This is a genomic window from Nostoc sp., assembly GCF_036917515.1.
Taxonomy (GTDB): domain Bacteria; phylum Cyanobacteriota; class Cyanobacteriia; order Cyanobacteriales; family Nostocaceae; genus Nostoc.
Window position 1 is genome coordinate 52,146 of sequence record NZ_JBALDE010000203.1, and the last position, 26,119, is coordinate 78,264.

Sequence of the window (26,119 nt, forward strand, 5' to 3'; positions counted from 1 at the left end):
AACTGCGTAAGCTGCCATCATATCTGCCGCTATTGCGACAGCACTTTTTGAAAGCAACGACCAGAACCACAAAGACAAAGGTCATTGTTAGCAAACTTTTCTTCTAGTTCCTTGTTGCCATGAACAAGGCGAACGCCACGTTTAACAGCTTTTTCAGATGGATAGCCACGATGACGTTTGCTTGATGGTTCAAAAGCAGAAATCGTCGAAATCTTCAGGCTCGATGTTGAAAGAACTAATCTTTTTCATCGTTTTCACCTCCATATTGAAATGAAATAAGATCACCTCGTGCAAGTCGAAAAAGCTGTTGATTCACACACGGGATTTGAACCCGTAGTTGCTTGATTAAAAGTCAAGTGCCTTACCATTCGGTTAGTATGTAAGCTTTTTCAGTTAGGGCACGAAGTGAAAATTTTAGGTTTCAGAAAGTTGATTTAAAATAAATCGAATTTCCTTCTTATTACACTGCTGTTTCCTAACAGCGTAAATCATTCGACCTCTATAGATTGCCGCAGAACGATGAATTGTACCTTTGATAACATCCGTCACATAATGAGTTGGTGGCGGTGGAAAATCTTCAAAGGTAATTAAATACCAAATTTCGTTTAGCTTCTGGTATTGATAATAATTATCAATGATGACAATATCAGTTTGCTTCTGCTTTCGAGGTACTTTCTCGGCTGCACAAAGAATTTCAGTTTCCGGATGAATATAGAAGCGATCGCGATGGCTTACATCTAGCTGAATCTGATACCCTTAGTAAGGCTTGCTATAAAAACCACCATCAATTATTTCTACATACCGTTCAACGTAATCCCACACATGATCGATAACATGCTGTCCTGCCATTGTACTGGGATCTAGTCGTTGACACAGTTGGCTATAAACGTCATTCCAAGGCTGTCCGACTTGCGATCGCAAAAACCGACGCAGAGGGCCGAGATGGTCTGAAAGATACTTAGATTTATTTGTTGGTTTAATCAGGTAGGGATTCAACAATCTATCCTGAATTGCATCCTGGGTGATTTTGTATAATTGCTTCTTAAAGCCAGTCACCTTTTTGAGGCTAATTCTCCTGCCACCGCGAGGACGCTCAATCACAATCTCGCTCAAACGATGTTCGCTCATATCTCACGTTGTTTAAATGCAGTTGTACTAATTGAGTTGTTGTTAAACATGAGTTAGCTAACATCATTGAACTCACCTCTGTATTGAGTAAAAGTTATAGATAAATCCGACGATTTAAATAATTGAAATTCCGCACAAGTTAGCAAAGCAGTTTTCACAATTGCCCATACCAATTTGGCTACGCTCCCATGAACGGGAGCGGCAGGATTTGAACCTGCATTCCGTTGCCGGAGTGTGTAGGCTTTACAAGTTAGGGTGCGGAATTAATTCTTAATTCATTCCGTGCAAGTTCAAGAAGGTTTTTACAGCTATGGCCGCTCTTACCAAAAATATTGGCAGTGGGCACGCACACTAAATCTGCGCTCTTACTTAGAAATCATGCTTCGCTTATTTGATCGCTCGAACTTTACTACCGAATGGCCTTTATGAATGTGTATGTATGCTTCTTCTGTTAGAGCACGGATGACTAGGAAATTTAACCATAGACAGCTTCAGGGCGGACGATCAAATCGCCACTAGGACGGTGATCAATTACGTAAGTAGAAAGGCGATCGCTATTCACATCTAAATGCCGAGCAACGCGCTCCTTCACTGCCACATCATTCATCCCTGCTGCAATTCCCAATTGTGTTTTTGGCACATCAACAGAACGTCCTTCAAATCGAATATGAACCATTACAATCACCTCTTGTTTTAATCACGAATTGATATTAATGGATCTGATCGGGATTGAACCGATACCCTCCCTGTGAGAGTTACACTCACACCTCATGCAAGTTGAAAAAGCTGTGGTAACACCGCAGGAATTGAACCTACACTTATCGTTTTAGAGACGATCGCTCTACCATTGAGCAAGTATGTAAGCTTTTTCTGTCAGGGCACAAGTGACATTTGGGAACTCTACCGTTAGAGCTACAGACCCAAGAAAGCATTATTGCAATGCTTTTGAGGAGGCTGTTCTTGTTATACTACAAGTGTAGTACTTTCTTTACATAGTGTCAAGTGTCAAGATGGATCGGGCAATTGTTCTTGATGCAGTGTCATGGAAGTTATCGCCCGACAGCATTGCCATGTTGGGCAATTGCACTACCCAAACACCCTATCCACGCAAGCGATTCCCCATTTTCCCCATTGCCCAAACTTCGCCAATAGTTTTTTAATCACAATCTGTAAAGCAGGATCATCATTCCAACACTCGTAAAGAAACTCTTTTGCAGGTTTTTCCCCCAAAAATCTCCACCATTTTCAGCTTCTCCATCCACTCTTGTCGCACATTTTACCTTGCAACTATCACCTCATGCGACCATTTTTCAGCATTTGGCACGAGCGCGGCAAAACCAGTACCTTCTCTACGAAACGCGCTCGCGTTCGCTCAGTACAAGTCAAGGCAAGTTGCTCAGTGACCACCTACCCCCTGCCTCCTGCCTCCTTCACGACTTTGTTTTTAATTAAAAAGTATTGAATGCAGTTGACAAATTCTTCTAATTCTAAAATTAAATTAGTAGTACCTTTAAGGTCTTGATCGTTAGCTAGTTGTTCTAGTTTCTCAGCTACTAAATACATAGCTGTGGCTCCGATGTTGGCACTAGCACCTTTAAGGTGATGAGTTTCTCGCACTATTTGCCCAAAGTCATCAGCCGCGATCGCTGCTTTAATTATCTCTAAACGGGGTTTAATATCTTCAACGCATATTTGCAAGAGATTTAATTCAAATTCTTGATCATTTCCCGATATCTGATGCAAATGTTCCCAATCAATTAGTAAGTCAGTAGAAACTGTCTGTTCATATACACCTGCCTCTTGTTTTGAAACGATCGCACCTGTCCAATGCTCTAAAGTCGCAGCCAATTTTTCTTTAAATACTGGCTTACTCAAATAGTCGTCCATTCCGGCATTTAGACACGTTTGTTCGTCTTCTTTCATCACATTAGCCGTCATTGCAATCACTACAGGACGATGACCCAAGGCAAAAGCATCCTCTTGCCAACGATGAATTTCTTTTGTGGTTTCCAAACCATCAAGAATTGGCATTTGACAATCCATTAAAATCAAATCGTAAGGAATTTTTTCTAATAGCTGCAAAACTTCCTTTCCATTAGCAACGACATCAGCTTTGTAGCCCAAACTCTGGAGTTGCTTTAGTGCTACTTTCTGATTCACTAAATTATCTTCAGCTAACAGAATTCTTAACTTAGATTTAGTAGAGGGGTTAGGGGAAGAAGTAACAATACTTGAAGTTTCTGTATTCTGAATTTCTTCTGTAGCCTCTAGCTTCCTGCCTCTACACCCTTGTTCTGATTCCGGCTGAGTTTCTAAAATATTTATGATGGTATCAAGAAGTCGTGATGGCTTAATGGGTTTGAATAAATAAGCAGCAAATCCGATTTTGAGCACCTGTTGTACTTCATCCCGTTGATTAGTAGAGGCGAGCATAATCAAAGGGATCTCAGCAATTGCAGAATTGGCTTGAATTTGTTCTTTTATTGTCATGCCATAAGTTTGGAGTATTTGCAGATCAACCAAGGCAACATCATAAGATTTCCCCTGCTCGCTAGCTTGCTGAATAACTTTAAGGGCCACAACAATATTGTCAGCTCGATCTACCTCCATTCCCCAATGAGTAGCTTGATGGGAGATAATTTTGTAATTAGTAGCTTTGTTATCCACCACTAATAAGCGGCGATTGTACAAAAGTCCGCGTTCGCATTTTGGCTCAACAGGCTCAACTTGCTTGGTAAAAAGTATCTCAAACCAAAATTTAGATCCTTTGTCCATCTGACTTTCTACCCCAATCACTCCTCCCATCAAGGTTACAAGTTGTTTACAGATGGCTAATCCCAAACCAGTACCACCATACTTGCGAGTGGTCGAAGCATCCACTTGGGTAAATGGCGTAAAGAGTTTGCGTTGGTCTTCAGGGCTAATGCCAAGACCTGTATCTGTAATGGCAAAATGGATGGTGGCTGTAGTCGAGGAAAACGTAAGCAATTCGGCTTGCACTAATACTTCGCCAGCGCTGGTAAACTTGATCGCGTTGCTGATTAAGTTCATCAGAATTTGCCGCAGCCTACCAGTATCTCCTTTGAGTTGGGTGGGAACGTTGTGATTAATTAGTACAGCAATTTCTAATCCCTTGTTATGGGCTGAGGGAGCCAATAATTCCACCACTTCTTCCACACAAGTGGATAGATCAAAATCTAGAGTTTCGAGAGCCATCTCTCCAACTTCAAGTTTGGAAAGATCCAAAATCTCGTTGATTAAACTTAAAAGGGCGTTTCCACTACTCCGAATTGTTTCAATAAAATCTCGCTGTTCTTCGTCTAAGGGAGTATCTAACACTAAACTGGTCATTCCCAATACAGCGTTCATCGGTGTGCGAATTTCATGACTGATATTTGCCAAAAAGGCACTTTTCGTCTGAGAAGCTAATTCGGCTTGGCGACGGGCAATTTCAAGTTCTTGTCGCTGACGAGTTTCTGCTGCTAATAGTTGGGCTTGGGTTAAGGCAATACCTACTTGGTCGGCTATTTGCCGCAAAAGATGAGTTTCAAAGCTAGACCAGTGGTGAGAATCGTCACACTGATGAACTATGAGCAAACCGCGAAGTTCTTCTTTGACAAGAATAGGCACGACCAAATTGACTTTTACCCCAAACTGTTGCATTAATTCCAGATGGCTTTGTTCAACTTCCAAAAGCTCCAAGTTAGCTAGTCCGAAAATCTTTCCTTGACGGTACTGCTGTAGATAGTACTGTTGGAGATATTCCGTTTGGAAGTAGGGGGCGGTGTTGTTTTGCTCTTTGATTGCTGGTAAGCCAGAAACTACTGCTTCAATAACGGTGTTTGCAGACTGATCTGGCAAAAGCTGATAGATCAAAACTCGGTCAGTCTGGAGAATTTTTTGTACTTCCTCGACAGTGATTTGGAGAATTTCTTCGATATGCAAAGACTGACGAATCTTCAGGGTGATTTCGGTAAATAGTTGCGATCGCAAATTTTGACGTTGTATTTCTTCTTCAGCCTGTTTACGCTGGATAAATTGCCCCACTTGCTCGCCGATAGAATTCATCGCTTTGACTAAATCTTCGTCAAGCGGCTGGATTTCTCGATTGAAGCAGGTAATCACACCGAGGATTTTGTTACCACTGCGGATCGGAAAACCAAAAGCTGCGTGTAGTCCTACTTGAGCAGCAATTTTGAAGTTAGGAAAATTAATATCTTTAGCGATATCAGCGATCCAAACAGGTTCACAACTAGCCCAAACCCGGCCAGGTAGTCCAATTCCTCGTGTAAAGGTGGTTTGGCGCTTCAGTGTTTCAAATTCTTGCATCTCAAGGGATGGTTTATGCCATATATCGAGAAAACGCAACACATTTGCCTGTCGATCGACCATCCAAATTTCACCCAAATCCCATCTCAAACTCTCACAGATCCCTTGCAAAATTTGGCAAGTAGCTTCGTTGATTGTGGTGGACTCTGCTAGGACGCGGGTTGCAGCATATTGTGCAGTTAGATGCTGCTGTGTTCGTTTGCCATCGGTAATGTCAATGCCAGTGCCAACGATGTACTCAACACGGCCTTCATAGTCTTTTAAAATGGTATTCGACCAGGAAATCAGCCGCCGACTACCATTCTTCATTACCCAATAATTTTCGTACTCATGGGGGAGTTGACCAGTTAGCAATTGCTCGAAAATTGCTTTAATCGGCTCCACCTCTTCAGGAATGAGGAACAAGTTCCAGCAATACCTACCTCTGACTTCATCAAAGGAGTAACCAGTTATTTGCTCACAAGCTTGATTGAAACGAACAATTTGCCCTTGAGAATTGAGCACTATTACCAACGCGCCGACTGTATCAAGGACTGCTGAAATAAAGTTGCGTTCTTGATTTAAGGTTTCTTCTGTCCTCTTTCGCTCAATAACCTCACGATAGATCAAGTAGTAGACGATAGCAAGAACGATAAAACTTAGGCAAATAGCGATCGCAAGTGTCACAATTGTGTTGCGATCCCGATTCTTTGCGGCTTGTGACTGCTGTTGGAGTTGTCCCCTGGACTCGTTTTCCATTTCATCGATCGCCTTGCGGATATCATCCATGAGATTTTGTCGATCGTTTCTCAGTAGTACTTGCAATGCCGCTTCTAATCCCTTGTTCTGGCGCAAGTTGATAGTCTCTTTTAGTTCACTAAGTTTAGCCGTTATCAGAAATTCAAGCCTTGCAATCTGTTTTTGTTGATTCGGTCGATCTGCTGTTAAACTCTTCAGCTTGACAATTTCTTGATCGACGTTATCAAGTGCTGTTTGATACGATTTTAGATAAAGTTTTTCTCCAGTAAAGATGTAGCTACTTTGTCCAGTCTCAGCATCTTTTATCTGGGACAGTATTTCTTCTAGGCTATTAAGTTTTTTATAATTGTTTTTTACTATACTGCCATTATTAGTAAATAGTGTTGTATTTTGATAAGAAACCACCCCAATCAGAACTAAAATTACCGACGACAAACCAAAACTTGCGGCAATTTTTTTGAAAAATTGCTTGCGTACCCTCTGTGCCAGTTTGCCTTTCTTGGTAACAAGTACCAAACTTGCTAAATTTCGGCGCAATTCCAGTTGCTTAATAACTTGACGACCTAAAGTTCGTAATGCCTCTATTTGTTCTGGATTAAGTTCTCGTGGTACGTAGTCAATTACACACAAGGTTCCGAGCGTATATCCTTCAGGGTTAATCAGAGGTACGCCAGCATAAAACCGAATATTTGGATCAGATGTTACCAGTGGATTTGTAACGAACCGTTTGTCATTTTTGGCATCAGGCACGACCAAAATATCAGGTTGGAGGATGGCATGGGCACAGAATGCATAATCTCGGTGTGTTTCTAGGGCATCCAAACCGACTTTTGACTTAAACCATTGGCGATTTGTATCAATCAGACTAATTAAGGCAATAGGAGTCTGACAAATATACGAGGCTAAACGAGTCAGATCGTCAAAGGCGGTTTCCGATGGCGTATCGAGAATCTTATACTGCAAAAGTGTCTCAATTCTCTGTGCTTCGTTATCAGGTAATGGTGCTTTCATCCTTGAGCCTTATCTACATTCTGGGGAGTGGGGATTGGGGAAGGTGGGGTCCCCAATCCCCAATTTGCTCAACAAACTTACTCTAATTAATGACAATAGTTTACTTAAAAGCGTTAGCGTAATTTTACTGAGTTCTATGTTCTGAAATAATCAATTAAATGATTAAATCTCTGCTGTATTTTTTGTGGACTGGTTTATTTGAAATTGGGGGTGGCTACTTAATCTGGTTGTGGTTGCGCGAAGGTAAGCCTTTCTGGTGGGGCATATTGGGAGGAATTGCTTTAGCTTTCTATGGGGTTCTTGCAACTTTCCAATCGGCAAATTTTGGTAGAGTATATGCGGCTTACGGCGGCGTATTTATCACAATGGCAATGCTTTGGGGTTGGAAGGTAGACGGGGTAACTCCAGACCGTTATGACTTAATCGGAGTATGTTTAGCTTTAGTGAGTGTTTTAATCATCATGTTTGCTCCCAGAACTTAAGTAAAATTTCTATACTATAGCAATCCGAATTGAATCGTGAGAAAATACTGAATTAAATGTATTTATTTATACTTTTAACTTTTTACTCTCTCACAAATGATTTAGGATTGCTATATTTTGAACCAATAACTTTTATAGTATTCCCCTTGAAATAGATAATAATCTCACGCAAAATGCAAAAGTTTTTTAGCAACTAACCTGTTAAAAGTAGGCATCTAACATATCTACGCGTTTATGCGGGAGATATAAGTAGAACTCATGATGCAGCATTTTGCAACTACATAAGGTATACTCATCCCCAACCCTGACGCCACTTGCTTCTCCTTTCTTTAGGAGACGCTTTGCGATCGCGCGGGTTGGGGTATTTCTGTACCTGACATTGGTGTAGCCTCTGTCTTGAACACGCTGCTCGCGTTCGTAAAGCAGTTGAAATTTGCGGCATATTTAGGCAAATTCTCGGAAAATACTGGTGATAATTTACAATACTCGTCAAATATGACAATTATTTAAGTTTGTAACAGTAGGTAACTAAAAATTCGTAATTTTGTCGGGCTTGAATAAAATATTCTATTCTTCAAAAAAAAAGATGCAATGTAATGATTGCGTAATTACACGCTGATTTAAACTTTGGCAACTACAATCTGGATTATATTTTTGTTAACATCTCAAAAAAATTCAGGTTAAGTAACTTTCAAGACAAAAATGTGTCCATAAAAGTAATCAAATGTAGTTAAGGATACAAATCGTTGGTGCTTAGGAAGAAAAAAAAGTGTTGAAGAACGTTGTGATGATTGGAGCTATCACCCTACTATTTTTAGGAGGGCCGTTGATGGGCAATGCTTTTGCCCAAACCCCAACTGCTGCTCCGCCTACTGCTGATACTGGAGACACAGCATTTATGCTGATTTCAGCAGCACTTGTGCTGCTAATGACTCCAGGATTGGCGTTTTTCTATGGTGGATTTGTGCGATCGCGCAACATCCTAAACACATTGATGATGAGCTTTGTGTTGATGGCGATCGTGGGAGTTACCTGGATTTTGTGGGGCTATAGTCTTGCCTTTGCGCCAGGTTTACCGTTCATCGGTGGATTGCAATGGTTCGGGTTGAATGGTGTCGGGTTAGAGATAACCGATTATCTCAAAGGGTCAAACCCGGCGGAAGTCGTCTCTTATGCCGGAACAATACCCCATCAGGCATTCATGATCTACCAAGCCATGTTTGCTATTATCACCCCAGCCTTAATTTCTGGAGCGATCGTTGAGCGGATGAGTTTCCGCGCCTATTCGCTGTTTGTCCTACTGTGGTCAACCTTTGTTTACGCTCCCCTGGCCCACATGGTCTGGGCGAAAGGTGGATTCTTGGGTTTGTACGGTGGATTAGGTGCCCTCGACTTTGCAGGCGGTACAGTAGTTCATATTAGTTCTGGAGTTTCAGCCCTGGTAGCTGCGATCGTCCTTGGGCCTCGGAAAACCCATCCCGATCGTCTTAGCCCGCCGCACAACGTTCCGTTTATTTTGCTGGGTGCTGCCTTGCTGTGGTTTGGCTGGTTCGGTTTCAACGCTGGAAGTGCCTTATCTGCTGGCAGTGGAACTTCTGGTAGTTTAGTAACAAATTTAGCAACAACAGCCTTTGTTGCTACTAACACAGCGGCGGCGGCGGCGGCTTTAATGTGGCTAATTTTGGAAAGCGTTTTACGAGGTAAACCGACCGCCGTGGGAGCAGCTACAGGAGCCGTTGCTGGTTTAGTCGGTATCACCCCCGCCGCCGGATTTGTCACACCGCTATCAGCGATTTTAGTTGGTTTCATCACCGCCTTTGCTTGCTTCTATGCTGTGAGTTTCAAGCATAAGCTGCAAATTGACGATGCTTTAGATACCTACCCCGTGCATGGCGTTGGTGGTACAGTCGGGGCAATTTTAACGGCCATCTTTGCTACGACTCAAGTCAACGGAGGAGGTAAAGACGGAGTACTGCGTGGTAATTTGGGTGAATTGGGAGTTGAACTAGTAGCAATTGCCGTTGCTTATCTAATCGCAGGTGTTGGTACGTGGATTATTCTCAAGATTATTGATGCTACAGTCGGGCTGCGAGTCAAAGAGGAAGCAGAATTGCAAGGTTTGGATATCAACGAACACGGCGAAGAAGGTTACAACTCCGAGTTTGGCGATCGTCCTACTTAGTAATGAGTGCTGAGGAAGGGAGTTTGGAAGAAAAAACTTTCTGTTTGCTTTTCCAATGTCTAATGCCCAATTCCCAATCCCCATTTCAAGATTGTGTAATTTGCGATCACTAGCGTTAAAATTTGATTCAAATAATTGGTAAATTTCGCTAGTCGTGTCTACTTCTCTTAAAACCTTTCCTATCTGGGCATTTTTCTCGCTGTTAACCAACGGCATCCTAATGTTGGCGGTCATCCTGCTAATTTGGCAACAGCAGAGATTGACCGCTTTTTTTGGGATAACGACATCCCCAGAGCCAATCAACCTGAACAACTCACTGCAAATTGCTACACCTGATTTAGGTCGCCGTCACCAACTCACTTATCAAGAGTGGCTAGATATCCTTAAGCAAGAAGCCAAGGTGGCAGCTGACCAACATCCTCCGCATTTAACCATCCTGGCGGGAGATTCTCTGAGTTTGTGGTTTCCCCCTGAGTTATTACCCGAAGGTAAAAATTGGCTCAATCAAGGAATTTCTGGCGAAACTAGCAATGGACTTTTAAAAAGATTAAAAATATTTGACCGCACCCAGCCAGAGGTGATTTTTGTGATGATTGGCATTAATGACCTAATTCGGGGGATAAGCAATGAGGAAATTTTAGATAATCAGCGGCAAATTATCAATTACCTACAAAAGACGCATCCCACAGCGCAAATTATTGTCCAATCGATTTTGCCACATGGTGCAGAAGAAGCAACTTGGAAAGGACGAGATAAACTTCTGGCTGTTGCTAACAATCGCATTCGCGAGTTGAATCGGCAACTGCAAAGCATATCCATTAAAAAAGGTGTCAAATATCTCGATTTACATCCTCTGTTTACCAACAAGCAAGGAAATCTCCGCCGGGAATTTACTACTGATGGCTTACATCTAAGTCCTGAAGGTTATATGGTTTGGCGTTCTGCATTGCAGATTTATAGCGAGATTGAATTAAAACCCCAGCGTCAACGTCCTGCGGGAGAAAAAGGCTAAAGCCCAAAAAGAAGTAATATCTTTGAAGACAACTCTGTATCAATCGCGTCTAGGCGCGAGAAAATAAGAAATAGTGGTTTAAATAGAAAAATCTAATGGATACAAAAGCTTTTAAGCGCAGCCTCCAACATTCAGAAAATTACAATCGCAAGGGTTTTGGTCATCAAGCAGAAGTTGCTACTCAGTTGCAATCTGAGTATCAGAGTAACTTGATTCAGGAAATTCGCGATCGCAATTACACTCTACAACGGGGTAATGTGACAATCCGACTAGCACAAGCCTTTGGCTTTTGCTGGGGTGTAGAACGAGCTGTGGCTATGGCCTACGAAACTCGTCAGCACTTCCCCACAGAACACATTTGGATTACTAACGAGATTATCCACAACCCTTCTGTGAATCAGCGGATGCAGGAGATGGAAGTAGAATTCATCCCCATTGAAGGAAAGAATAAAGACTTTTCTGTTGTTGGAATTGGTGATGTAGTCATATTACCCGCTTTTGGGGCTAGCGTTCAAGAAATGCAGATACTTCACGATAAAGGCTGCAAAATTGTTGATACTACTTGTCCTTGGGTATCTAAAGTTTGGAATACAGTAGAAAAGCACAAAAAAATCGATTATACATCAATAATTCACGGTAAATATAAGCACGAAGAAACAGTTGCGACTAGTTCTTTCGCTGGCAAGTATTTAATTGTGTTGAATTTGCAAGAAGCAGAATATGTTGCTGACTATATTATCAATGGTGGCAACCGTGAAGAATTTCTGACAAAATTTGCTAAAGCTTGTTCAGCAGGATTCGATCCCGATCGCGATTTAGAAAGAGTTGGCATTGCTAACCAAACTACCATGCTTAAAGGTGAAACTGAGCAAATCGGTAAGCTTTTTGAGCGGACTATGTTACAGAAGTATGGCCCTACTGAGTTAAATCAGCATTTCCAAAGCTTTAACACCATTTGTGATGCCACCCAAGAACGGCAAGATGCCATGCTGGAGTTAGTAGAACATAATTTAGATTTGATAGTAGTAATTGGTGGGTTTAATTCCTCGAATACTACTCAGTTGCAACAAATTGCCTTTGAACGAGGAATTCCTTCTTATCATATTGATACTGTTAAACGCCTTCAATCAGGATATTCTATTGAACATCGGCAATTAAATGGGCAGTTGATAACTACAGAAAACTGGTTACCTGATGGAAAAATTGTTGTGGGAATTACTTCTGGTGCTTCCACGCCAGATAAGGTGGTAAAAGATGTGATTGAGAAGATTTTTACATTAAAAGCAACAGCAGCGCTGGTTTAACAGTTCTCAGAGGGACTTGCAAATAAAAAATATCCAGTTACTTCTTGTAGGGTGGGCATCTTGCCTGCCTTACACAAATTATTGATTTCATTATTGGCGAAATACCACACCAATATCAGTTATCAATAACTAATCTTCAGTGTTCGAGTAATTTGAAAAACTTGTTAGCTTCTGCTCGATGAAATGGGAGCATCCCATTTTTGCAAAAACATTAGATAGCAAGTTGACCATTGAGGTAGGCACAGCGAAGTTGTAGTATGGAGGGCACATTGGCAAGATTCCACTGAGCACCAGAAAGTTTCAACCTCAGACCGATTTATTTAATAGCAGACTCCACAGATCCACAACCAATAGAGTAAATCTGTTTTGCCTGATAATAACCGTAATTGATAATCCGACTTCGATGCTTGTTCAAATATGCACAAAAATTCTTTGCTTGTTTTTTCGCGCTTATCAACAAACAAAGCGTAGGCATAGCCCTCCGCAGGCATCGTTCCATCTACCTCACCAATCCAGAGTAAGTTTTCTGCAAGTTTTAGTCGCTTTCACTCCCGTTAATGCTTCTAGTTGCAACTCGGCATTTTGGTATGACTCATTGGCAGATAGTCTGAAGCTACATTTTGCTTTTCTAGTTGAAAGCGAATGAGAGTGTCTGCTGCGATCGCATAATCACGACGCAACTTTTTTAACTTCTCGGCTAGCAGGTCATAATGTTCCTGTAGTGCATGGCGTTTGTGCTGTAGATGCTGTTCGGAAGACATGTAGGTACTTTTTGAATAATCTTTACTCAAGACGATTAGCCTTACTCACTTGCATTCAGTACAACGATAATTTCTGCTAGCCTAATTCCCAAAGGTTTCCAGTGGGGATTGCTGGAAGAAAAAGTACCATCCCCAGATACTGATTGGTAATCATTGGGGAACTTTTCAGAAGCATTGGGAGCCGTATCTACTCGTAGGATGAGTTTGCCTTGATAACGAGATAATTTACTACTATCCAACAAAATAGTACCGCCGTAATCCCACGCTAATCCATAAAGTTTAAAATTACCTAATTTTTTACATAACTCGCTCAAAGGGTTTCCAACACCGATACCTTCGCGGGTTTTCCAAGCTGAACCCAGGTTACGCACATCTAGGGGTTTAGTACGAGTATTATTACTCCAAACCACTAGCAGAGAGCGTCCCTGATTTAGATTTAACTGAGTAGCTGCAAAACTACCTATTCCTTCAGCACCAGAGATAGTTTTATCAACGAGGCGGGATGCACCAAACAGCTTGACTAAATCTTGCTTGGTGGTTTTGCGTGTAATTGGTCCCACTCGTTCTCCAGGAACAATTAAGGTATCTTTTAAAGGTTGAAACTTAGCAATAGTAACTGGATGATTGATTTTTTGAGGTAATGCAAAGGCTGGGTTTGCTGAATAGTTTAACAGTAAAGCTAAAGTAGTTGTAGCAATGACTTCGATTAAGGAATGCATAGGTTCTATTTTGGGTAGCAGCTTATGAGTTAGAAATACTCATAGTTTAACTACTACAATTTCCCAATTCCAGATTCCTGATTTTCAAAAGTTTTATTTCATCGCTCTAGTTGCGTTGAAAATTGCCAGCATTGCTACTCCGACATCAGCAAATACAGCTTCCCACATTGTCGCTATACCAAAAATACCCAACCCAATAAATACACCTTTAATTGCTAACGCAAACCCAATATTTTGCCAAACAATTTTGCGAGTTTTTCTAGCGATTTCGATTGCTTCTGCCACTTTTGATGGTGCATCTGTCATAATCACAATATCGGCAGTTTCGATTGCTGCATCTGAGCCTAAACCACCCATTGCTATGCCAACATCTGCTCTAGCAATTACTGGTGCATCATTGATACCATCCCCAACAAAGGCAACTTTATCATGCTTGCTGTCAGTGCTGAGTAACTTCTCAATGGCATTAACTTTTTCTTCAGGTAATAACTCTGCTTGATATGTATCTATGCCAAGCTGTTCAGCAATTCGAGAAGCGATCGCTTGATTATCACCTGTCAACATTACAGTTCTCTTTACACCCATTCGCTTGAGTACTTGAATAGCCTGTCTAGCATCTTCTTTAGGTTCATCAGCAATGACAATATATCCAGCGTAAATATTATCCACTGCTAGATGAATAACTGTTCCTTCTAACTGGCAATTATCGTGAACAATCTTCTCTCTATGCAATAGGCGATCGCTTCCTGCTATCACTACTCTATTTTCAACCTTAGCTCTAATTCCATAACCTGCTATCTCTTCATAATCTATAACTTCAAATTCATCGATTTTTCCACCATAAGCTTTACGGATAGATTGAGCAATGGGATGATTTGAGTGCGATTCTACTTTGGCAGCTAATTGCAGCAACTCTTGTTCATTCCAGCCATTTAATGGTACGATTTTGGCTACTTTGAATACGCCTTTAGTTAACGTTCCAGTTTTATCAAAAATAACTGTATTGACTGCATTTAAAGTATCTAAAAATGTAGAGCCTTTAACTAAAATACCACGTCTAGCTGCACCTCCCACACCTCCAAAGTAACCTAATGGAATACTGATAACGAGTCCACAAGGACAGGAGATAACTAGTAAAATTAGGGCACGATAAACCCATTCTGAAGAAGTTGCGCCAGAAATGAATAAAGGAGGTAATATTGCAACTGCTAGAGATATAAAAACTACGACTGGAGTGTAATATCGGGCAAATTTAGTAATAAACTTTTCTGTTTCTGCTTTTTTACTTTTGGCATTTTGCACCAAGTCTAAAATCTTAGCAATGGAAGATTCATCAAAGATTTTTGTGACTCTAATACTGAGAATACCCATTTTATTGATTGTTCCAGCCAAAACTGTTTCTCCCGTTTTCACCGTTTGCGGTACAGATTCTCCAGTTAATGCAGATGTATCAACTTGCGAATTACCATCTATAATTTCGCCATCTAAGGGAATCTTTTCTCCAGGCTTAACAACGATAATATCCCCAATATTTACTGTTTCTGGTGATACTTTTTTAAGTTCTCCTTCTTGTTGGATATTGGCATAATCTGGGCGAACTTCTAACAATGCTTTGATGGAATTACGGGAACGACTAACGGCAATATCTTGGAACAATTCTCCAATTTTATAAAATAACATTACTCCAACAGCTTCAGGTAATTTATGAATTGCGATCGCTCCTAATGTTGCTACCGTCATTAAAAACGTTTCATCAAAAACTCTACCTTTGAGTATATTGCGCCCAGCAGTTTTTAAAACACTCCATCCACTTAATAAATAAGCAGGGATGAAAAGCAGATATTCACCTATTGAATAGAATGTATTATGTAACTGATTTTCAAAAATTATACCAGGTGCATATAAACTTAAAACTATTACCAAAGGCAATAACTCATTTTTCAGATTGAATTCTCCACCGTGGTCGTGATTATGGTTATGGTTATGATTCTCATCATGATTGTGATTATGAAGATGGTTATGATTCTCGTGATGGTCATGTTCACGGTTGCAACAACCTGAAGATTCTGAATGTACTTTCTGCTTCATTTTTTCTTCGTAGGCTAGTAAATTAATTGAGAGATAAGCCTTTTTTCAAATGTAATGAAAAAAAGAAGTTTTTACAAGTTTATATTTTAAGAACGAGAATATATATCAAATTTATTGCGAAATATATAGGCTATCTTTTGGTTAAAATTAAGATTTATAAGCTGGGAAAGTCAGCGATAACGGTTCTCAATTGGATAGAAGAATCTAAAATATAACTTTTGTTTGTAGTGAGCAATTTATCGCTCTGTATAAAAATTTCAAGGGTTAGAGCTGTTAATTACGAGGTTTAATCTAAATTAAGCTCTTATACTTACATTAAGCAATCACCATCTTGGACATATACAGCGGATTGAAATTTGCTGAATTACATAACGTTGCGTCTTCAAGCTAGACATCAAGCCTATTTGATTGCTGAATTATGCTGTAGTAAATAATTTCCGATCAAACTGGTGTAGAGATGGAACTTTCTTAGGTAACAAGTGTCTATCTAGCTATTCTCAGGGAAAATTTACTTGAAGTTTGAAAGTTAATCGAATACCCTAATCTAGTAGACAATTTTTTCAAGGAAATCTATGAACAAAAAAATTCTCCTGAATTTGCTTTCCACTTCCTCAATTTTTGTGTCGATGATGTCTACGCTGGTGGCATTTCATCCTGCCCATGCTAGTGGTAGCATTACACAGAGATTACTGCACACCCAAGACGGTCGTACCTGTATTACTAACCCACATGGTGGACAAGATTTTGTGTGCATTCGAGATTCGGAGAGAAAACGTCCGTATACCTCTAAAAGTTCCTCAACTATTGTTACATCAGTATCAGATCGGAATGTTGCCATGTTAAACTTTACTGAAGAGGAAAGCGACGCTGCAATTAGAGTATTTGGCTGCGACTGTCCATTATGTATAAATTCTTTGCGTCAGTTGCAGGGTACTGGAAACTTGGTGTACTAAGATTAAATAGCGCTGATAGCGACTATAACTTTTGTGAGATACACGTGATTAATCACGTATAAAAAGATATACAAAACCAGAAAAGCATTTTTAACTACGTACCACTATTATATATTTGGTCAAAATTTAAATTCATTGTTGGGGGTTTGGAGGAATACTACTCCAAACTCCTCAAATTAATTTTAAATAAACAGAAAAAGACGCAAAGATGGATAGACGCTGTTATACACAGAAATTATCAAATACTCTCTCTGGGTAAAAGCGTCCTGTTTATTCAACCACCTCATTCACAGGGAATCTATCAATCAACTGCATTGCCCGATAAGCATTGCGTTGGAAAGAGTCTGGCAAATGGGGAACGTGGGGTATCTGCGATAATAAATCCAACGTCCGGCGTAAAATTCTCACTACATCGCCTTCATCCAAGGTGGTGTTCTCGCAGAGTTCTATCCACTCCATTCCCAGCGCCCATTGTTCCACTATTGCAATTAACTCAAATTCCAACCATATCGGCAGCGCTACGTTATACCGCCGTTGTAGTTGGAACATTTGGCGGCGAATTCCCCGCAATTTTGCCAAGGCTTCTGTGACTTCATTACTAAGGTCAAAGTTAACCTTACTATCTGGACGGGGCGTTTCCATCACCAAAGCCGCTGCTGCTGCTGCTAAATGGTGCGGATCTAAGTTGTCTAATTCACCACTAGCGAATACTAAACCCAGCCACAATTCATTTTCACCGCGAATGGCGGCAGCAATTTGCCCTAATTGCGTCGGGACTAAGTTATCCAAAGCATCAAAATGTTGCAGAATGGCGATTAAATTGAGAAACTCTTCCCAATGACGTTGTGACTGTTGCTCTACTTGCCCTTGCACCTGTTCAAGTTCGGCTTCTAGTTCGATATAGCGGGCCCGGCGCTTGAAAAGCGTTGCCGCATTGCCTGATTGATGTAGGGGATGAGCTTCTAATTGTTCTTGGACGGCGGTAGTGCGACTGAGTTGTTCTGCTACTTCTGGTGCTAGATGCAAAGATTCTATCGGATCGGGAATAAGCCCAGCGATCGCAAAGCTTTCTTCACTGCCACGGCGCGATTGTCCTGGCTTCAAAGGCATCTCTGGCGGTGGTAGTACATCAGGTGGCACTTCAATTCGCGGCAGTTCGGCATACAAATCAACTACATCCCCTGTGGTTGCCACATACCACCGATTATCAAGCCCTAAGCATACCAAGTAAGGAGCTTGACCAGAACTAGGTGATTTTCCCACTAACACTGCGCTTACGGGTGAAGACACTGTGATATTTTTGCCTTTGAGACTCAACAGAGTTCCTGACACTGCAAAAGACAACATCATCACCAATTCTTCTTGGCGGTCTGATTGTGCCTGCTCTTGCAAAGTTTTCAATATCTGGCGTTCCACTTTCAGGCGTTGCCGCAATTTTTCATAAACAGCCAGTTCATTTTCATCAACTGCGGCGATTTGCTCATGTAGTTGAGCTAATTGTATTTGCAGCTGTGCAATCTCATCGTATTCTGGTCTTAAATGCAAGGTAGCCATGTACTGCCCAAAACTGCGCTCTATCAATTCCCTGGTTTGCTCTAGGGTGTGGGTTTGCAGCAAGTTGAGTACCATGCCGTAACTGGGCGTAAATTGGCTTACTAGAGGGTCTGGCTTGGATGTTCCCAAATATGCAGCTTCTTTGGCTCCTTCAAAGGGAGTTTGGACTGTCACCACATGACCTTGTTTATCCATCCCTCGGCGGCCTGCTCGTCCCGCCATTTGCAAAAATTCGGAAGCGTTCAACAGGCGATGTCCAGTGTCAGTCCGCTTGGAAAGGGTAGAAATTACCGTTGTCCGGGCAGGCATATTAATTCCCGCCGCTAGTGTCTCAGTGGCAAATACAACTTTAATTAGCCCCTGTTGAAATAGTTCTTCAACCAGTGCTTTCCAGGCAGGCAAAATTCCGGCGTGGTGGGCAGCGATTCCTCGATACAAGGGTGCAATTTGTCCAGAACGCCCAGCTTCGGGATTGCGGGTTAAAAAGTCATCAATCTGTTGCCGTAAAATCTGAGACTCTTCATTATTTACCAGCCATAAATCACCGACTTCCGCCACCGCTTTATCACATCCCCGGCGGCTGAAGATAAAGTAAATTGCTGGTAGCATATCCCGTTGCTCTAACTGGCTGAGGGTAAAAATTATACCCGGAGCTTCAGGTCTACCATTTCTCCCCCTATCCCTTTCTCCCCCTCTCCCCTTTTTCTTCTGAATAAGGCGGGGGTTAATTTTGGTTTTGCTATCATTCAGCAGGGGAAATAACCCTTTAGGATTGCAAAAGTGAAATTCTAAAGGGACTGGGCGAAAATCGGAGTAAATTAGGTCAGTTGGGCCATGAACACGATTTAGCCAGTCGGTGAGTTGATCGCTATTGGCAACCGTTGCTGAGAGGGCTGCCAATTGCACTTCACGGGGACAATAAATAATTGATTCTTCCCAAACTGTACCGCGCTGGCGATCGTTCATGTAGTGGCATTCATCAAGTATCACCGCTTCAACGTCTACTAATGAGATGCCAATTTGCCCGATGGGTGTACCATAGAGCATATTTCGGAAAATTTCTGTGGTCATCACCAAAATCGCTGCATCTCTGTTAATGGAAGCATCTCCAGTTAACAGTCCGACTCGATCAAAGCCGAATTTTTCTCGAAAGTCACGTAATTTTTGATTCGACAGCGCCTTCAGGGGAGTAGTATAAAACACACGTTTCCCTCGCGCTAGGGCACGATAAATGGCGTATTCTCCGACTAATGTTTTGCCCGAACCTGTGGGGGCACATACAACTACGGAGCGTCCGGCATTCAGGGACGCGATCGCTTCTTTTTGAAACTGATCCAGTTCAAAGGGAAATATAGACCCTAAGTCAAGTTCTGAAGACGGTGCAGGATAATTCACTCAATCACATTTGCAACCAGATTGTTTACTATAGTAACGAGTCTTTTGTCAACTTCGTTAGGCATTGGGCATTGGGTATTGCAAAACTCTTACTTAGTCTTCATTCCCCATGCACTATGCCCCATGCCCCATTCCCTAGTCTCTCATTTTCCCAACTCTTGCGATCGCTCTGTGGCAGCTTTAACTGCTTCAATTAAAGCGGAACGAAATCCTGCCTGTTCTAGCTTGGCAATCCCCGCAATGGTTGTACCACCAGGACTAGTAACACGATCTTTGAGTTCTGCTGGGTGCATTTTGGTTTCCTGCAACAGTTTTGCTGTTCCCAGTACGGTTTGCAAGGCTAGTTGATTGGCAATTGCTCTAGGTAAACCTGCGGCTACTCCGCCATCTGCAAGTGCTTCTACCACAAGCGCCACGTAAGCTGGGCCGCTACCAGATAGCCCTGTAACTGCATCCATCAGTGCTTCTGATACTTCCACTACTTCACCCACAGCAGAAAAAACTTGCTGTGCTATTTGGTGATGCTTGGCATTAGTATATGCACCTAAACAAATCGCGGTAACTCCTGCTCCCACAGTGGCCGGGGTGTTGGGCATTGCTCTAATCACTGGCAATTGCACAAATGCAGCTTCTAGCTGACTTAAGGGCACACCCGCCAAAATAGAAATGATTAAAGGTGAATGTTCTCTATTAAGAATATCAATATGTGCTAATTCTTGAGCGATCGCGCTAAACACCTGCGGTTTCACTGCCAAAAATAAAACTTCTTTTGCTTGTGTGAAAACCTGGCTATTATCTGTCGTCACAGCAACACCGTATTGCTGCTTTAAAAAACCTAAGCGTGAAGATAGCGGTTCGCTAACTATGACTTCTGATGATTGATAAATTCCACGCGTTATAAGGCGGGATAAGAGTGCTTCTCCCATTACCCCACCACCAATTAAGCCAAATTTTATAGTCATTAGTCATTGGTCATTAGTCATTGGTCATTTGTCGTTTGTCATTTGTCACTATGAGCAAAACCCAGGACAAATGACAAAGGACAAAGGACTAAATACTAATTTAACTTTATTGTGCCATCCGGTTAGTTTCGTTGCCCCAGGTTTGATTTGGAGTAACTGTGGGACGAGATGGACGTGCTGGTGGTTGTGGTACTTCATGCAGAACGCCACCTTGGGTGCTAACTTGGACACAGCTTGGCGTAAACAAAAAGATACTCTCACCGATGCGCTCTTGATGTCCATCTAGTGCGTAAGTACCACCTGCAACAAAATCTACTGCTCGTTGAGCTTGATCTGGATCCATGATTGTCAGATTTAATACCACTGACTTGCGTTCTCGCAGTGCTTGAATTGCCTGGGGCATTTCTTCAAAGGTGCGTGGTTCGAGTACTAAAACTTCCGAAATTCCGTTAATTGCTCCTGGCATACCAATCACATTCCCCATTGGCTTTGAACCTGCTGTCATATCATCTCCCATTGTAGGCACTGGTTCCCGCCAGCGTCGATTTTGAGCGGCTGTATTCTCTTGCGGTGCTGGTTGAGGATTTTCTTGCTGATACAGATTTTGGTAATTATTATCTGTTTCTGGTTCTTCTTCGTAATACTCGTATTCTACTTGCTCATTTAGACCCACAAAGTCTCTGAGTTTGGAAAATATGTTGTTCATGGTGCGTGTACTCTCCTGATGCGAATTGCCTGCATTGACTTGGCTGAGGATTGATTGAGCTAGAAGCGATGCCTACGGCGGTAAACTACGCGACATCGGTGGATACTTCAGCAACTTTATTGCTAGTTGTAGCTCATATTACGAGTTTTGGCGATGAACTGACACTTATTGGAAAGGTCTGTGCATCGCCTAAACACAATAATGAGTCAAGATTATATCCTAAGGTTTATCCGAAGGAAAGTCCTTGATACCCCATTTCCTCTTGGCGATTGCTCTTGTCAATACTATATCCTTTGTCTCCAATTGCACCAGTCTGTGACAAAATTCTTGTCATCAAATCCTTAGCTTCTATTAATACCCAAGAGTAAGGCTGATGATTAATCGGCTAAGAGCGATCGCCAAACAATATGGTTCCTAATCGTACCATCGTTGCGCCTGCTTGCACTGCCAGTTCATAGTCGCCTGACATACCCATAGATAGGTGCTGCATTTTAATCTGTGACCAGTTTTGCTCCTGGATTTCTTTGGCTAGCTTACGATTGAGATTAAACACACTGAGAATTTCGGAATCATTTAATCCTGAAGGTGGAATTGTCATCAAACCTTGAATTTGTAAACTTTTGTAAGAATTGAGTGTGGGTAAATCAGCCAAAAGTTCTGGCACACTCCAACCATACTTGTTGGCATCGGGAAGAATTTTCACTTGCAGGCAAACCTGAGGACTCACTTCTAGCTGTTGCGCCAATTCGTCTAAGCGCTGTGCCAGCTTCAAATTATCCACAGAGTGAATCCAAGGGAAATGCTCGATGGCTTTTTTGGCTTTATTGCTTTGCAAATGTCCAATAAAGTGCCAGGTAATATCCGGTAAATCTTGCAACTCGGCTTGTTTGCTGGCAGCTTCTTGGATACGACTTTCCCCAAAATCACGAATTCCTGCGTTGTATGCAGACCGAATGGCCTGGGCAGAAACTTGCTTGCTAACAGCAATCAATTTGACTGAAGTTGGTAGGGAGGAACGAATAGTAACAATACGTTCGGAAATCGAACTGTTCATTGGAAGGTGCGCTGGAAAACACTCTGAAGCTGATCGTACTCCTGAGATTGCCCACTGCGCCGCAGGGTACGTAAGCGATTTTCTAACATCATTCTAGCCTCAGTACGTCCTAGAGACTGGAATTTAACACCTTTAACGTCATTTGCCACCAAAAAAAATAAGCGCTGGGCATAAAGTGTGGTGAACAAATCCTGGTTCTCATCAACCATACAGATTTTGTAGAGTAAACCCCAAGTTGGATGGTTTATGTAAGTTTCTGCGTTTTCTGGATTCATTTAAGAGTCAAGGTGTAGTCAAGGTGAAAGTATATATATCTTTTCGCAGGGAATTCTAAACATTCAGACGATAATACCAACATTCGTCAGAATATTTGGTTAAAATGCGAGACTGCGGTTACGAAGACCTCGATTTAATTCCTAGTGGGCAGATGAAGCTAGTGGTAGTGAAGCGCAATGGTACAACAGAAGTTGCGAAGCGTAGTTCAAAAAGTAGAGGCTGGTGGACAAATATCACCATCTGCTTTGGTGATTTCGATTTATCAATCTGTAGGGACAAGGCACAAAATAGCGCTGATCTTCTTGTTGAAAGTTCGATATGGGAAGGAAAAACACCCTTTGAAGTTCCCAACGGCAACAGCGAATTTTTCAACTTCTTTCTATACTGCCACAACTGTCGCCCAATGGCACAAAATCCTAATTGGGGAGTGGAGAATGGGGATTGAGTACAGGAAAGAAAACTATCTTTAATTAGACTTTTTGCAAAAGTCTCTGACACCCAATATGGCAAGCTTTTAGGAAAAAAAGTGTAGCTTTAGTGAGGTGGGGTTTTTATTTTTGATTTATGCAAAAGGTCTATTGATTATCTAGCATTTTCAGTGGTGCAATTTGTGCCTTAGTTTTAGTGCAGAGATTCATCCGGGAATCTGTAAAAAATATTAAGATTAGTTTGTAGTGTTTTCGTAAGGCTGGTTCAGACCAAAAATCTACGCTAAATGGTAGGGGATCAATTTTATGGCTGGATAGCTGTTCAATTTCCCATTCTGAATCCTCAATTCTGACCGGAGGCGGAGCGTCTCCGCCTCCGCTCCTAAATTCTGCTGTATTATCTCTTACCATTTTTTCGGTGCAAAATTTAGACCTGAGTTCCTATAGCTAGTCGTATTCCCCAGAATAAGATTAAAGTTGCGATCGCAAGCCAATCACGCCCTTTTAATCGTAAGTCGTACCACTGCACTCGATGCTCGTTAGGACTGGTAAAACCCCGCACCATCATTGCATTCGCCATTTGATCGGCTCGTAAAAGCAGATTTTCCAAAAGTCTCTCTGCGACTGTCATCCAAACCTTGAATGCTCCTTTTAATCCCAGCTTTTTCCAATTAATTGCCCTTGTCATTACGGAGCGAAATAAGTTTTGTACTTCTTCTAAAACTAAGGGAATAAAGCGTAAGGACAAGGTTAAAGTTAAAGCAATTTCTGTTACAGGCAATTTGAAGCGGCGTAAGGGTTGCATTAAGCTTTCTATGCCAGATGTGATTTCTTCTGGTGCGGTTGTCAGTAGATACAGGTTGGTGCTGTAAATCACGGTAAAGATAAGTGTACTCAAGCGTACTGCCAAACTCAAGGAGTAGCGACTGACTTTAACCGGGCCTTTATGAAATAGCACGTAGCTGTATTTTTTTTTCTCAACTGCTGGCTCTTGAACAAGATTATTAGAGAATGCTTGCTGGGTTAATATTTGTTCATTAGCTGGCAGGCGTGACTGATAATCTACACCCAGTCCATCAGGACTGAGGGCTGCGATCGCTAAGACAAAAAACGATAGCATTAATAGCCAACCCATTTGCTGCTGCCATACTCGTCGAGGAATTCTGGCAATCAAGGTGGCAATAATTAATACTACTACCAGTAGCACCCGCCAATTGTTGTTGGCTAAAATATAGCTTGTTAAAAAGCTCATCAACCAGGCGAACTTGACTCGCGGATCGATTTTATGCAGCCAAGTTTGGGGTTGTTCTAAATAAAGTCCAAGTGGCAGCGATCGCAATAAATCCATTTTAGAGTTATAGAGTTAGGAGTTAGGAGTGAGGAGTTAGGAGTTTTGACTTTAACTCATAACTTTCACCTTGTGCCGCTATCAAACTCAAGTCGATAGGGTTCTATAGTTAGCAATTTTGACTTTAACTCATAACTCCTGTACAGACGCGATTAATCGCGTCTCTACTCCTAACTTATTTTGACGCGAGTTGCTCTATTAACATTACCAGTTTCGGCATCACGGACTTTTTTGCTTCGCCACAGTAAAATAATTGGTGTGCCTTTAAATCCTAGCTGTTGGCGGAATTGCCGTTCAATGTAGCGGCGGTAGTTGTCGTTGAAGCGTTTGGAGTCGTTGACAAATAGAGCGATGGTTGGTGGTTGGCTACTTACTTGTGTACCATAATAAATTTTGCCCTGACGCCCACCACGAGATGCTGGCGGTGAATGCCAACTGACGGCATCTGTTAAGACTTCGTTAATAACTGATGTACTGACACGGCGTTTGTGTGATTCAGCCGCCGTTTTCACCAATTCTAAAATTTTTTCTACCCGTTGTCCTGATAAGGCACTCACAAAAATTGTTTCTGCCCATTCGGTAAAATGTAACCGTGATTGCAGAGTTTTTTCGTAGTCGTAGATTGTGTAAGAGTCTTTTTCGACAGCATCCCATTTATTAACGACGATGATACAAGCTCGGCCTTCTTCGATAATTCGCCCAGCTAATTTTTGATCTTGCTCGGTGACTCCATCGACAGCATCTAGTACTAATAAAACCACATCAGCGCGGCGAATCGCTTTGAAAGCACGGTTAATACTAAAAAATTCTGTGCCGTATTCGATGTGTTTCTTTTTGCGAATGCCAGCAGTGTCAATCAATCGGTAAGTTTGTCCGGCTCGTTCAATGACGGTATCAATAGCATCGCGGGTTGTGCCGGAAATGGGGCTGACAATTGCCCTTTCTTGCCCGACAAAAGAATTAAGTAAGCTCGATTTGCCCACATTTGGGCGTCCCACAATTGCTACTTTGATTTCATTAGTTTCTGGAATGTCTTCAATAGCAGGGATGTGATTAACTAACTCGTCGAGTAACTCTCCTGTGCCACTGCCATGAATCGCGGAGATAGGGTAAGGTTCGCCCAGTCCTAATTCCCAAAATTCAGCAGCTTGGATTAAGCCTTGTTCTAGGGATTCACATTTATTTACTGCTAGTAGTACAGGTACGGGTTGTTGGCGCATCCATTCGGCGATTTCTAAATCTGCTGATGTCGGACCTATTTGACCATCAACTACAAAAATAGCACCACACGCTTCTGTAAGGGCTGTCATTGCCTGTTGGCGAATCAGTGGTAAAAATTCGCTATCATCATTAAAAACTAAACCACCGGTGTCTACTACTAAAAATTCGCGACCATTCCAGAAAGCTGGTAGATAAGTGCGATCGCGTGTCACTCCCGGTTCATCATGGACAATCGCCGTTTGTTCCCCGGCGAGTCGATTAACCAGGGTGGATTTGCCCACATTTGGGCGTCCGATAATTGCAACAATTGGCAGTGCCATAAAACCAGGGTAACTGAGAGGTGTAGTATATCATGTACTTACATTTTACTCACTTTAACCTGAGTTCGGGATAAGGAAAGGAGCAGGTAGTAAGCTGAAAATAGCGTTAAATCCAGCACCTGCCCTATGTTTAGTTTAGAAGCATTAT

At 41.9% G+C, this 26,119-nt stretch carries 23 protein-coding genes, 1 tRNA gene and 1 pseudogene; 9 read left to right on the forward strand and 16 right to left on the reverse strand.

The window, feature by feature from the left end; translation table 11 throughout:
- Window positions 1-313: 313 nt before the first annotated feature.
- Together V7K89_RS26905 and V7K89_RS26910 are read right to left on the reverse strand one after the other, a co-directional pair.
- Window positions 314-382: transfer RNA gene (locus V7K89_RS26905), tRNA-Lys, on the reverse strand.
- A gap of 374 nt (window positions 383-756) precedes the next feature.
- Entirely contained in the window at window positions 757-1,128 is a 372-nt protein-coding gene (locus V7K89_RS26910; RefSeq protein ID WP_335192672.1) for a hypothetical protein, read from the reverse strand.
- 282 nt (window positions 1,129-1,410) lie between these two features.
- Here V7K89_RS26910 and V7K89_RS26915 point away from each other — a divergent pair, with 282 nt between their 5' ends.
- Window positions 1,411-1,557 carry a hypothetical protein gene (locus V7K89_RS26915; protein WP_335192673.1) on the forward strand — a complete coding sequence of 49 codons (147 nt, stop codon included), beginning with the start codon at window positions 1,411-1,413 and terminating at the stop codon, window positions 1,555-1,557.
- 46 nt (window positions 1,558-1,603) lie between these two features.
- On the opposite strand, the gene V7K89_RS26920 is transcribed toward V7K89_RS26915, so the two are convergent.
- The gene (locus V7K89_RS26920; protein ID WP_335192675.1) at window positions 1,604-1,804 is read right to left on the reverse strand and encodes a hypothetical protein; all 201 of its coding nucleotides are present in this window, start codon (window positions 1,802-1,804) and stop codon (window positions 1,604-1,606) included.
- 334 nt (window positions 1,805-2,138) lie between these two features.
- Between V7K89_RS26920 and V7K89_RS26925 the strand changes: the two genes are divergently transcribed.
- A complete protein-coding gene (locus V7K89_RS26925) occupies window positions 2,139-2,288 on the forward strand; it encodes a hypothetical protein (RefSeq protein WP_335192677.1) in 150 nt (49 codons plus the stop codon).
- Between the two features lie 247 nt (window positions 2,289-2,535).
- Here the strand turns inward: V7K89_RS26925 and V7K89_RS26930 are convergent, their stop codons facing one another.
- On the reverse strand, window positions 2,536-7,206 hold the full coding sequence (locus V7K89_RS26930; protein ID WP_335192679.1) for a GAF domain-containing protein: 4,671 nt from the start codon (window positions 7,204-7,206) through the stop codon (window positions 2,536-2,538).
- A gap of 158 nt (window positions 7,207-7,364) precedes the next feature.
- On the opposite strand from V7K89_RS26930, the gene V7K89_RS26935 reads away from it, so the two are divergent.
- The 4 genes from V7K89_RS26935 to V7K89_RS26950 all read left to right on the forward strand — a co-directional run bounded on the left by V7K89_RS26935 (window position 7,365) and on the right by V7K89_RS26950 (window position 12,186).
- Complete coding sequence (locus V7K89_RS26935) at window positions 7,365-7,688, forward strand: YnfA family protein (RefSeq protein ID WP_335192681.1); 324 nt, start codon at window positions 7,365-7,367, stop codon at window positions 7,686-7,688.
- Window positions 7,689-8,475: 787 nt separating this feature from the next.
- A complete protein-coding gene (locus tag V7K89_RS26940) occupies window positions 8,476-9,870 on the forward strand; it encodes an ammonium transporter (RefSeq protein ID WP_442941771.1) in 1,395 nt (464 codons plus the stop codon).
- 154 nt (window positions 9,871-10,024) lie between these two features.
- Window positions 10,025-10,882: an SGNH/GDSL hydrolase family protein gene (locus V7K89_RS26945; protein ID WP_335192685.1), complete on the forward strand. Its 858-nt coding sequence runs from the start codon at window positions 10,025-10,027 to the stop codon at window positions 10,880-10,882.
- Window positions 10,883-10,977: 95 nt separating this feature from the next.
- Complete coding sequence (locus V7K89_RS26950) at window positions 10,978-12,186, forward strand: 4-hydroxy-3-methylbut-2-enyl diphosphate reductase (protein WP_335192687.1); 1,209 nt, start codon at window positions 10,978-10,980, stop codon at window positions 12,184-12,186.
- A gap of 211 nt (window positions 12,187-12,397) precedes the next feature.
- On the opposite strand, the pseudogene V7K89_RS26955 reads toward V7K89_RS26950, so the two are convergent.
- From V7K89_RS26955 to V7K89_RS26970, 4 genes and pseudogenes are all read right to left on the reverse strand, one after another.
- Window positions 12,398-12,731, reverse strand: a pseudogene (locus V7K89_RS26955) (ISKra4 family transposase); the annotation flags it as partial.
- Window positions 12,732-12,749: 18 nt separating this feature from the next.
- The gene (locus V7K89_RS26960) at window positions 12,750-12,947 is read right to left on the reverse strand and encodes a hypothetical protein (RefSeq protein WP_335192689.1); all 198 of its coding nucleotides are present in this window, start codon (window positions 12,945-12,947) and stop codon (window positions 12,750-12,752) included.
- Window positions 12,948-12,988: 41 nt separating this feature from the next.
- Entirely contained in the window at window positions 12,989-13,666 is a 678-nt protein-coding gene (locus V7K89_RS26965) for a hypothetical protein (protein ID WP_335192691.1), read from the reverse strand.
- Window positions 13,667-13,759: 93 nt separating this feature from the next.
- A complete protein-coding gene (locus V7K89_RS26970) occupies window positions 13,760-15,754 on the reverse strand; it encodes a heavy metal translocating P-type ATPase (protein WP_335192693.1) in 1,995 nt (664 codons plus the stop codon).
- A gap of 572 nt (window positions 15,755-16,326) precedes the next feature.
- On the opposite strand from V7K89_RS26970, the gene V7K89_RS26975 reads away from it, so the two are divergent.
- Window positions 16,327-16,707: a hypothetical protein gene (locus V7K89_RS26975; RefSeq protein ID WP_335192695.1), complete on the forward strand. Its 381-nt coding sequence runs from the start codon at window positions 16,327-16,329 to the stop codon at window positions 16,705-16,707.
- A gap of 270 nt (window positions 16,708-16,977) precedes the next feature.
- On the opposite strand, the gene V7K89_RS26980 is transcribed toward V7K89_RS26975, so the two are convergent.
- The 3 genes from V7K89_RS26980 to V7K89_RS26990 form a co-directional block, all read right to left on the reverse strand.
- Window positions 16,978-19,656, reverse strand: a complete 2,679-nt coding sequence (locus V7K89_RS26980; RefSeq protein ID WP_335192697.1) for a DEAD/DEAH box helicase — start codon at window positions 19,654-19,656, stop codon at window positions 16,978-16,980.
- Window positions 19,657-19,799: 143 nt separating this feature from the next.
- Window positions 19,800-20,618, reverse strand: coding sequence for a pyrroline-5-carboxylate reductase (gene proC, locus V7K89_RS26985; RefSeq protein WP_335192699.1), 819 nt, complete (start codon window positions 20,616-20,618; stop codon window positions 19,800-19,802).
- A gap of 106 nt (window positions 20,619-20,724) precedes the next feature.
- Window positions 20,725-21,324 carry a cell division protein SepF gene (locus V7K89_RS26990; protein ID WP_335192702.1) on the reverse strand — a complete coding sequence of 200 codons (600 nt, stop codon included), beginning with the start codon at window positions 21,322-21,324 and terminating at the stop codon, window positions 20,725-20,727.
- A gap of 68 nt (window positions 21,325-21,392) precedes the next feature.
- On the opposite strand from V7K89_RS26990, the gene V7K89_RS26995 reads away from it, so the two are divergent.
- Window positions 21,393-21,572 (forward strand): hypothetical protein, encoded by a 180-nt coding sequence (locus V7K89_RS26995; protein WP_334847998.1) that lies wholly within the window; start codon window positions 21,393-21,395, stop codon window positions 21,570-21,572.
- Window positions 21,573-21,709: 137 nt separating this feature from the next.
- On the opposite strand, the gene V7K89_RS27000 is transcribed toward V7K89_RS26995, so the two are convergent.
- Entirely contained in the window at window positions 21,710-22,378 is a 669-nt protein-coding gene (locus tag V7K89_RS27000) for a YggS family pyridoxal phosphate-dependent enzyme (RefSeq protein WP_335192704.1), read from the reverse strand.
- Window positions 22,375-22,653, reverse strand: a complete 279-nt coding sequence (pipX, locus tag V7K89_RS27005) for a transcriptional coactivator PipX (protein WP_109010971.1) — start codon at window positions 22,651-22,653, stop codon at window positions 22,375-22,377. The genes V7K89_RS27000 and pipX overlap by 4 nt, the downstream gene beginning before the upstream one ends.
- Window positions 22,654-22,757: 104 nt before the next feature.
- Here pipX and V7K89_RS27010 point away from each other — a divergent pair, with 104 nt between their 5' ends.
- Complete coding sequence (locus V7K89_RS27010) at window positions 22,758-23,099, forward strand: hypothetical protein (RefSeq protein WP_335192706.1); 342 nt, start codon at window positions 22,758-22,760, stop codon at window positions 23,097-23,099.
- 130 nt (window positions 23,100-23,229) lie between these two features.
- On the opposite strand, the gene V7K89_RS27015 is transcribed toward V7K89_RS27010, so the two are convergent.
- From V7K89_RS27015 to der, 3 genes are all read right to left on the reverse strand, one after another.
- Window positions 23,230-23,493, reverse strand: coding sequence for a hypothetical protein (locus tag V7K89_RS27015; RefSeq protein WP_335192708.1), 264 nt, complete (start codon window positions 23,491-23,493; stop codon window positions 23,230-23,232).
- Between the two features lie 16 nt (window positions 23,494-23,509).
- Window positions 23,510-24,430 carry an energy-coupling factor transporter transmembrane component T family protein gene (locus V7K89_RS27020; protein ID WP_335192711.1) on the reverse strand — a complete coding sequence of 307 codons (921 nt, stop codon included), beginning with the start codon at window positions 24,428-24,430 and terminating at the stop codon, window positions 23,510-23,512.
- A 170-nt stretch (window positions 24,431-24,600) separates the two neighbouring features.
- Entirely contained in the window at window positions 24,601-25,971 is a 1,371-nt protein-coding gene (gene der, locus V7K89_RS27025; RefSeq protein WP_335192713.1) for a ribosome biogenesis GTPase Der, read from the reverse strand.
- Between the last annotated feature and the right edge of the window lie 148 nt (window positions 25,972-26,119).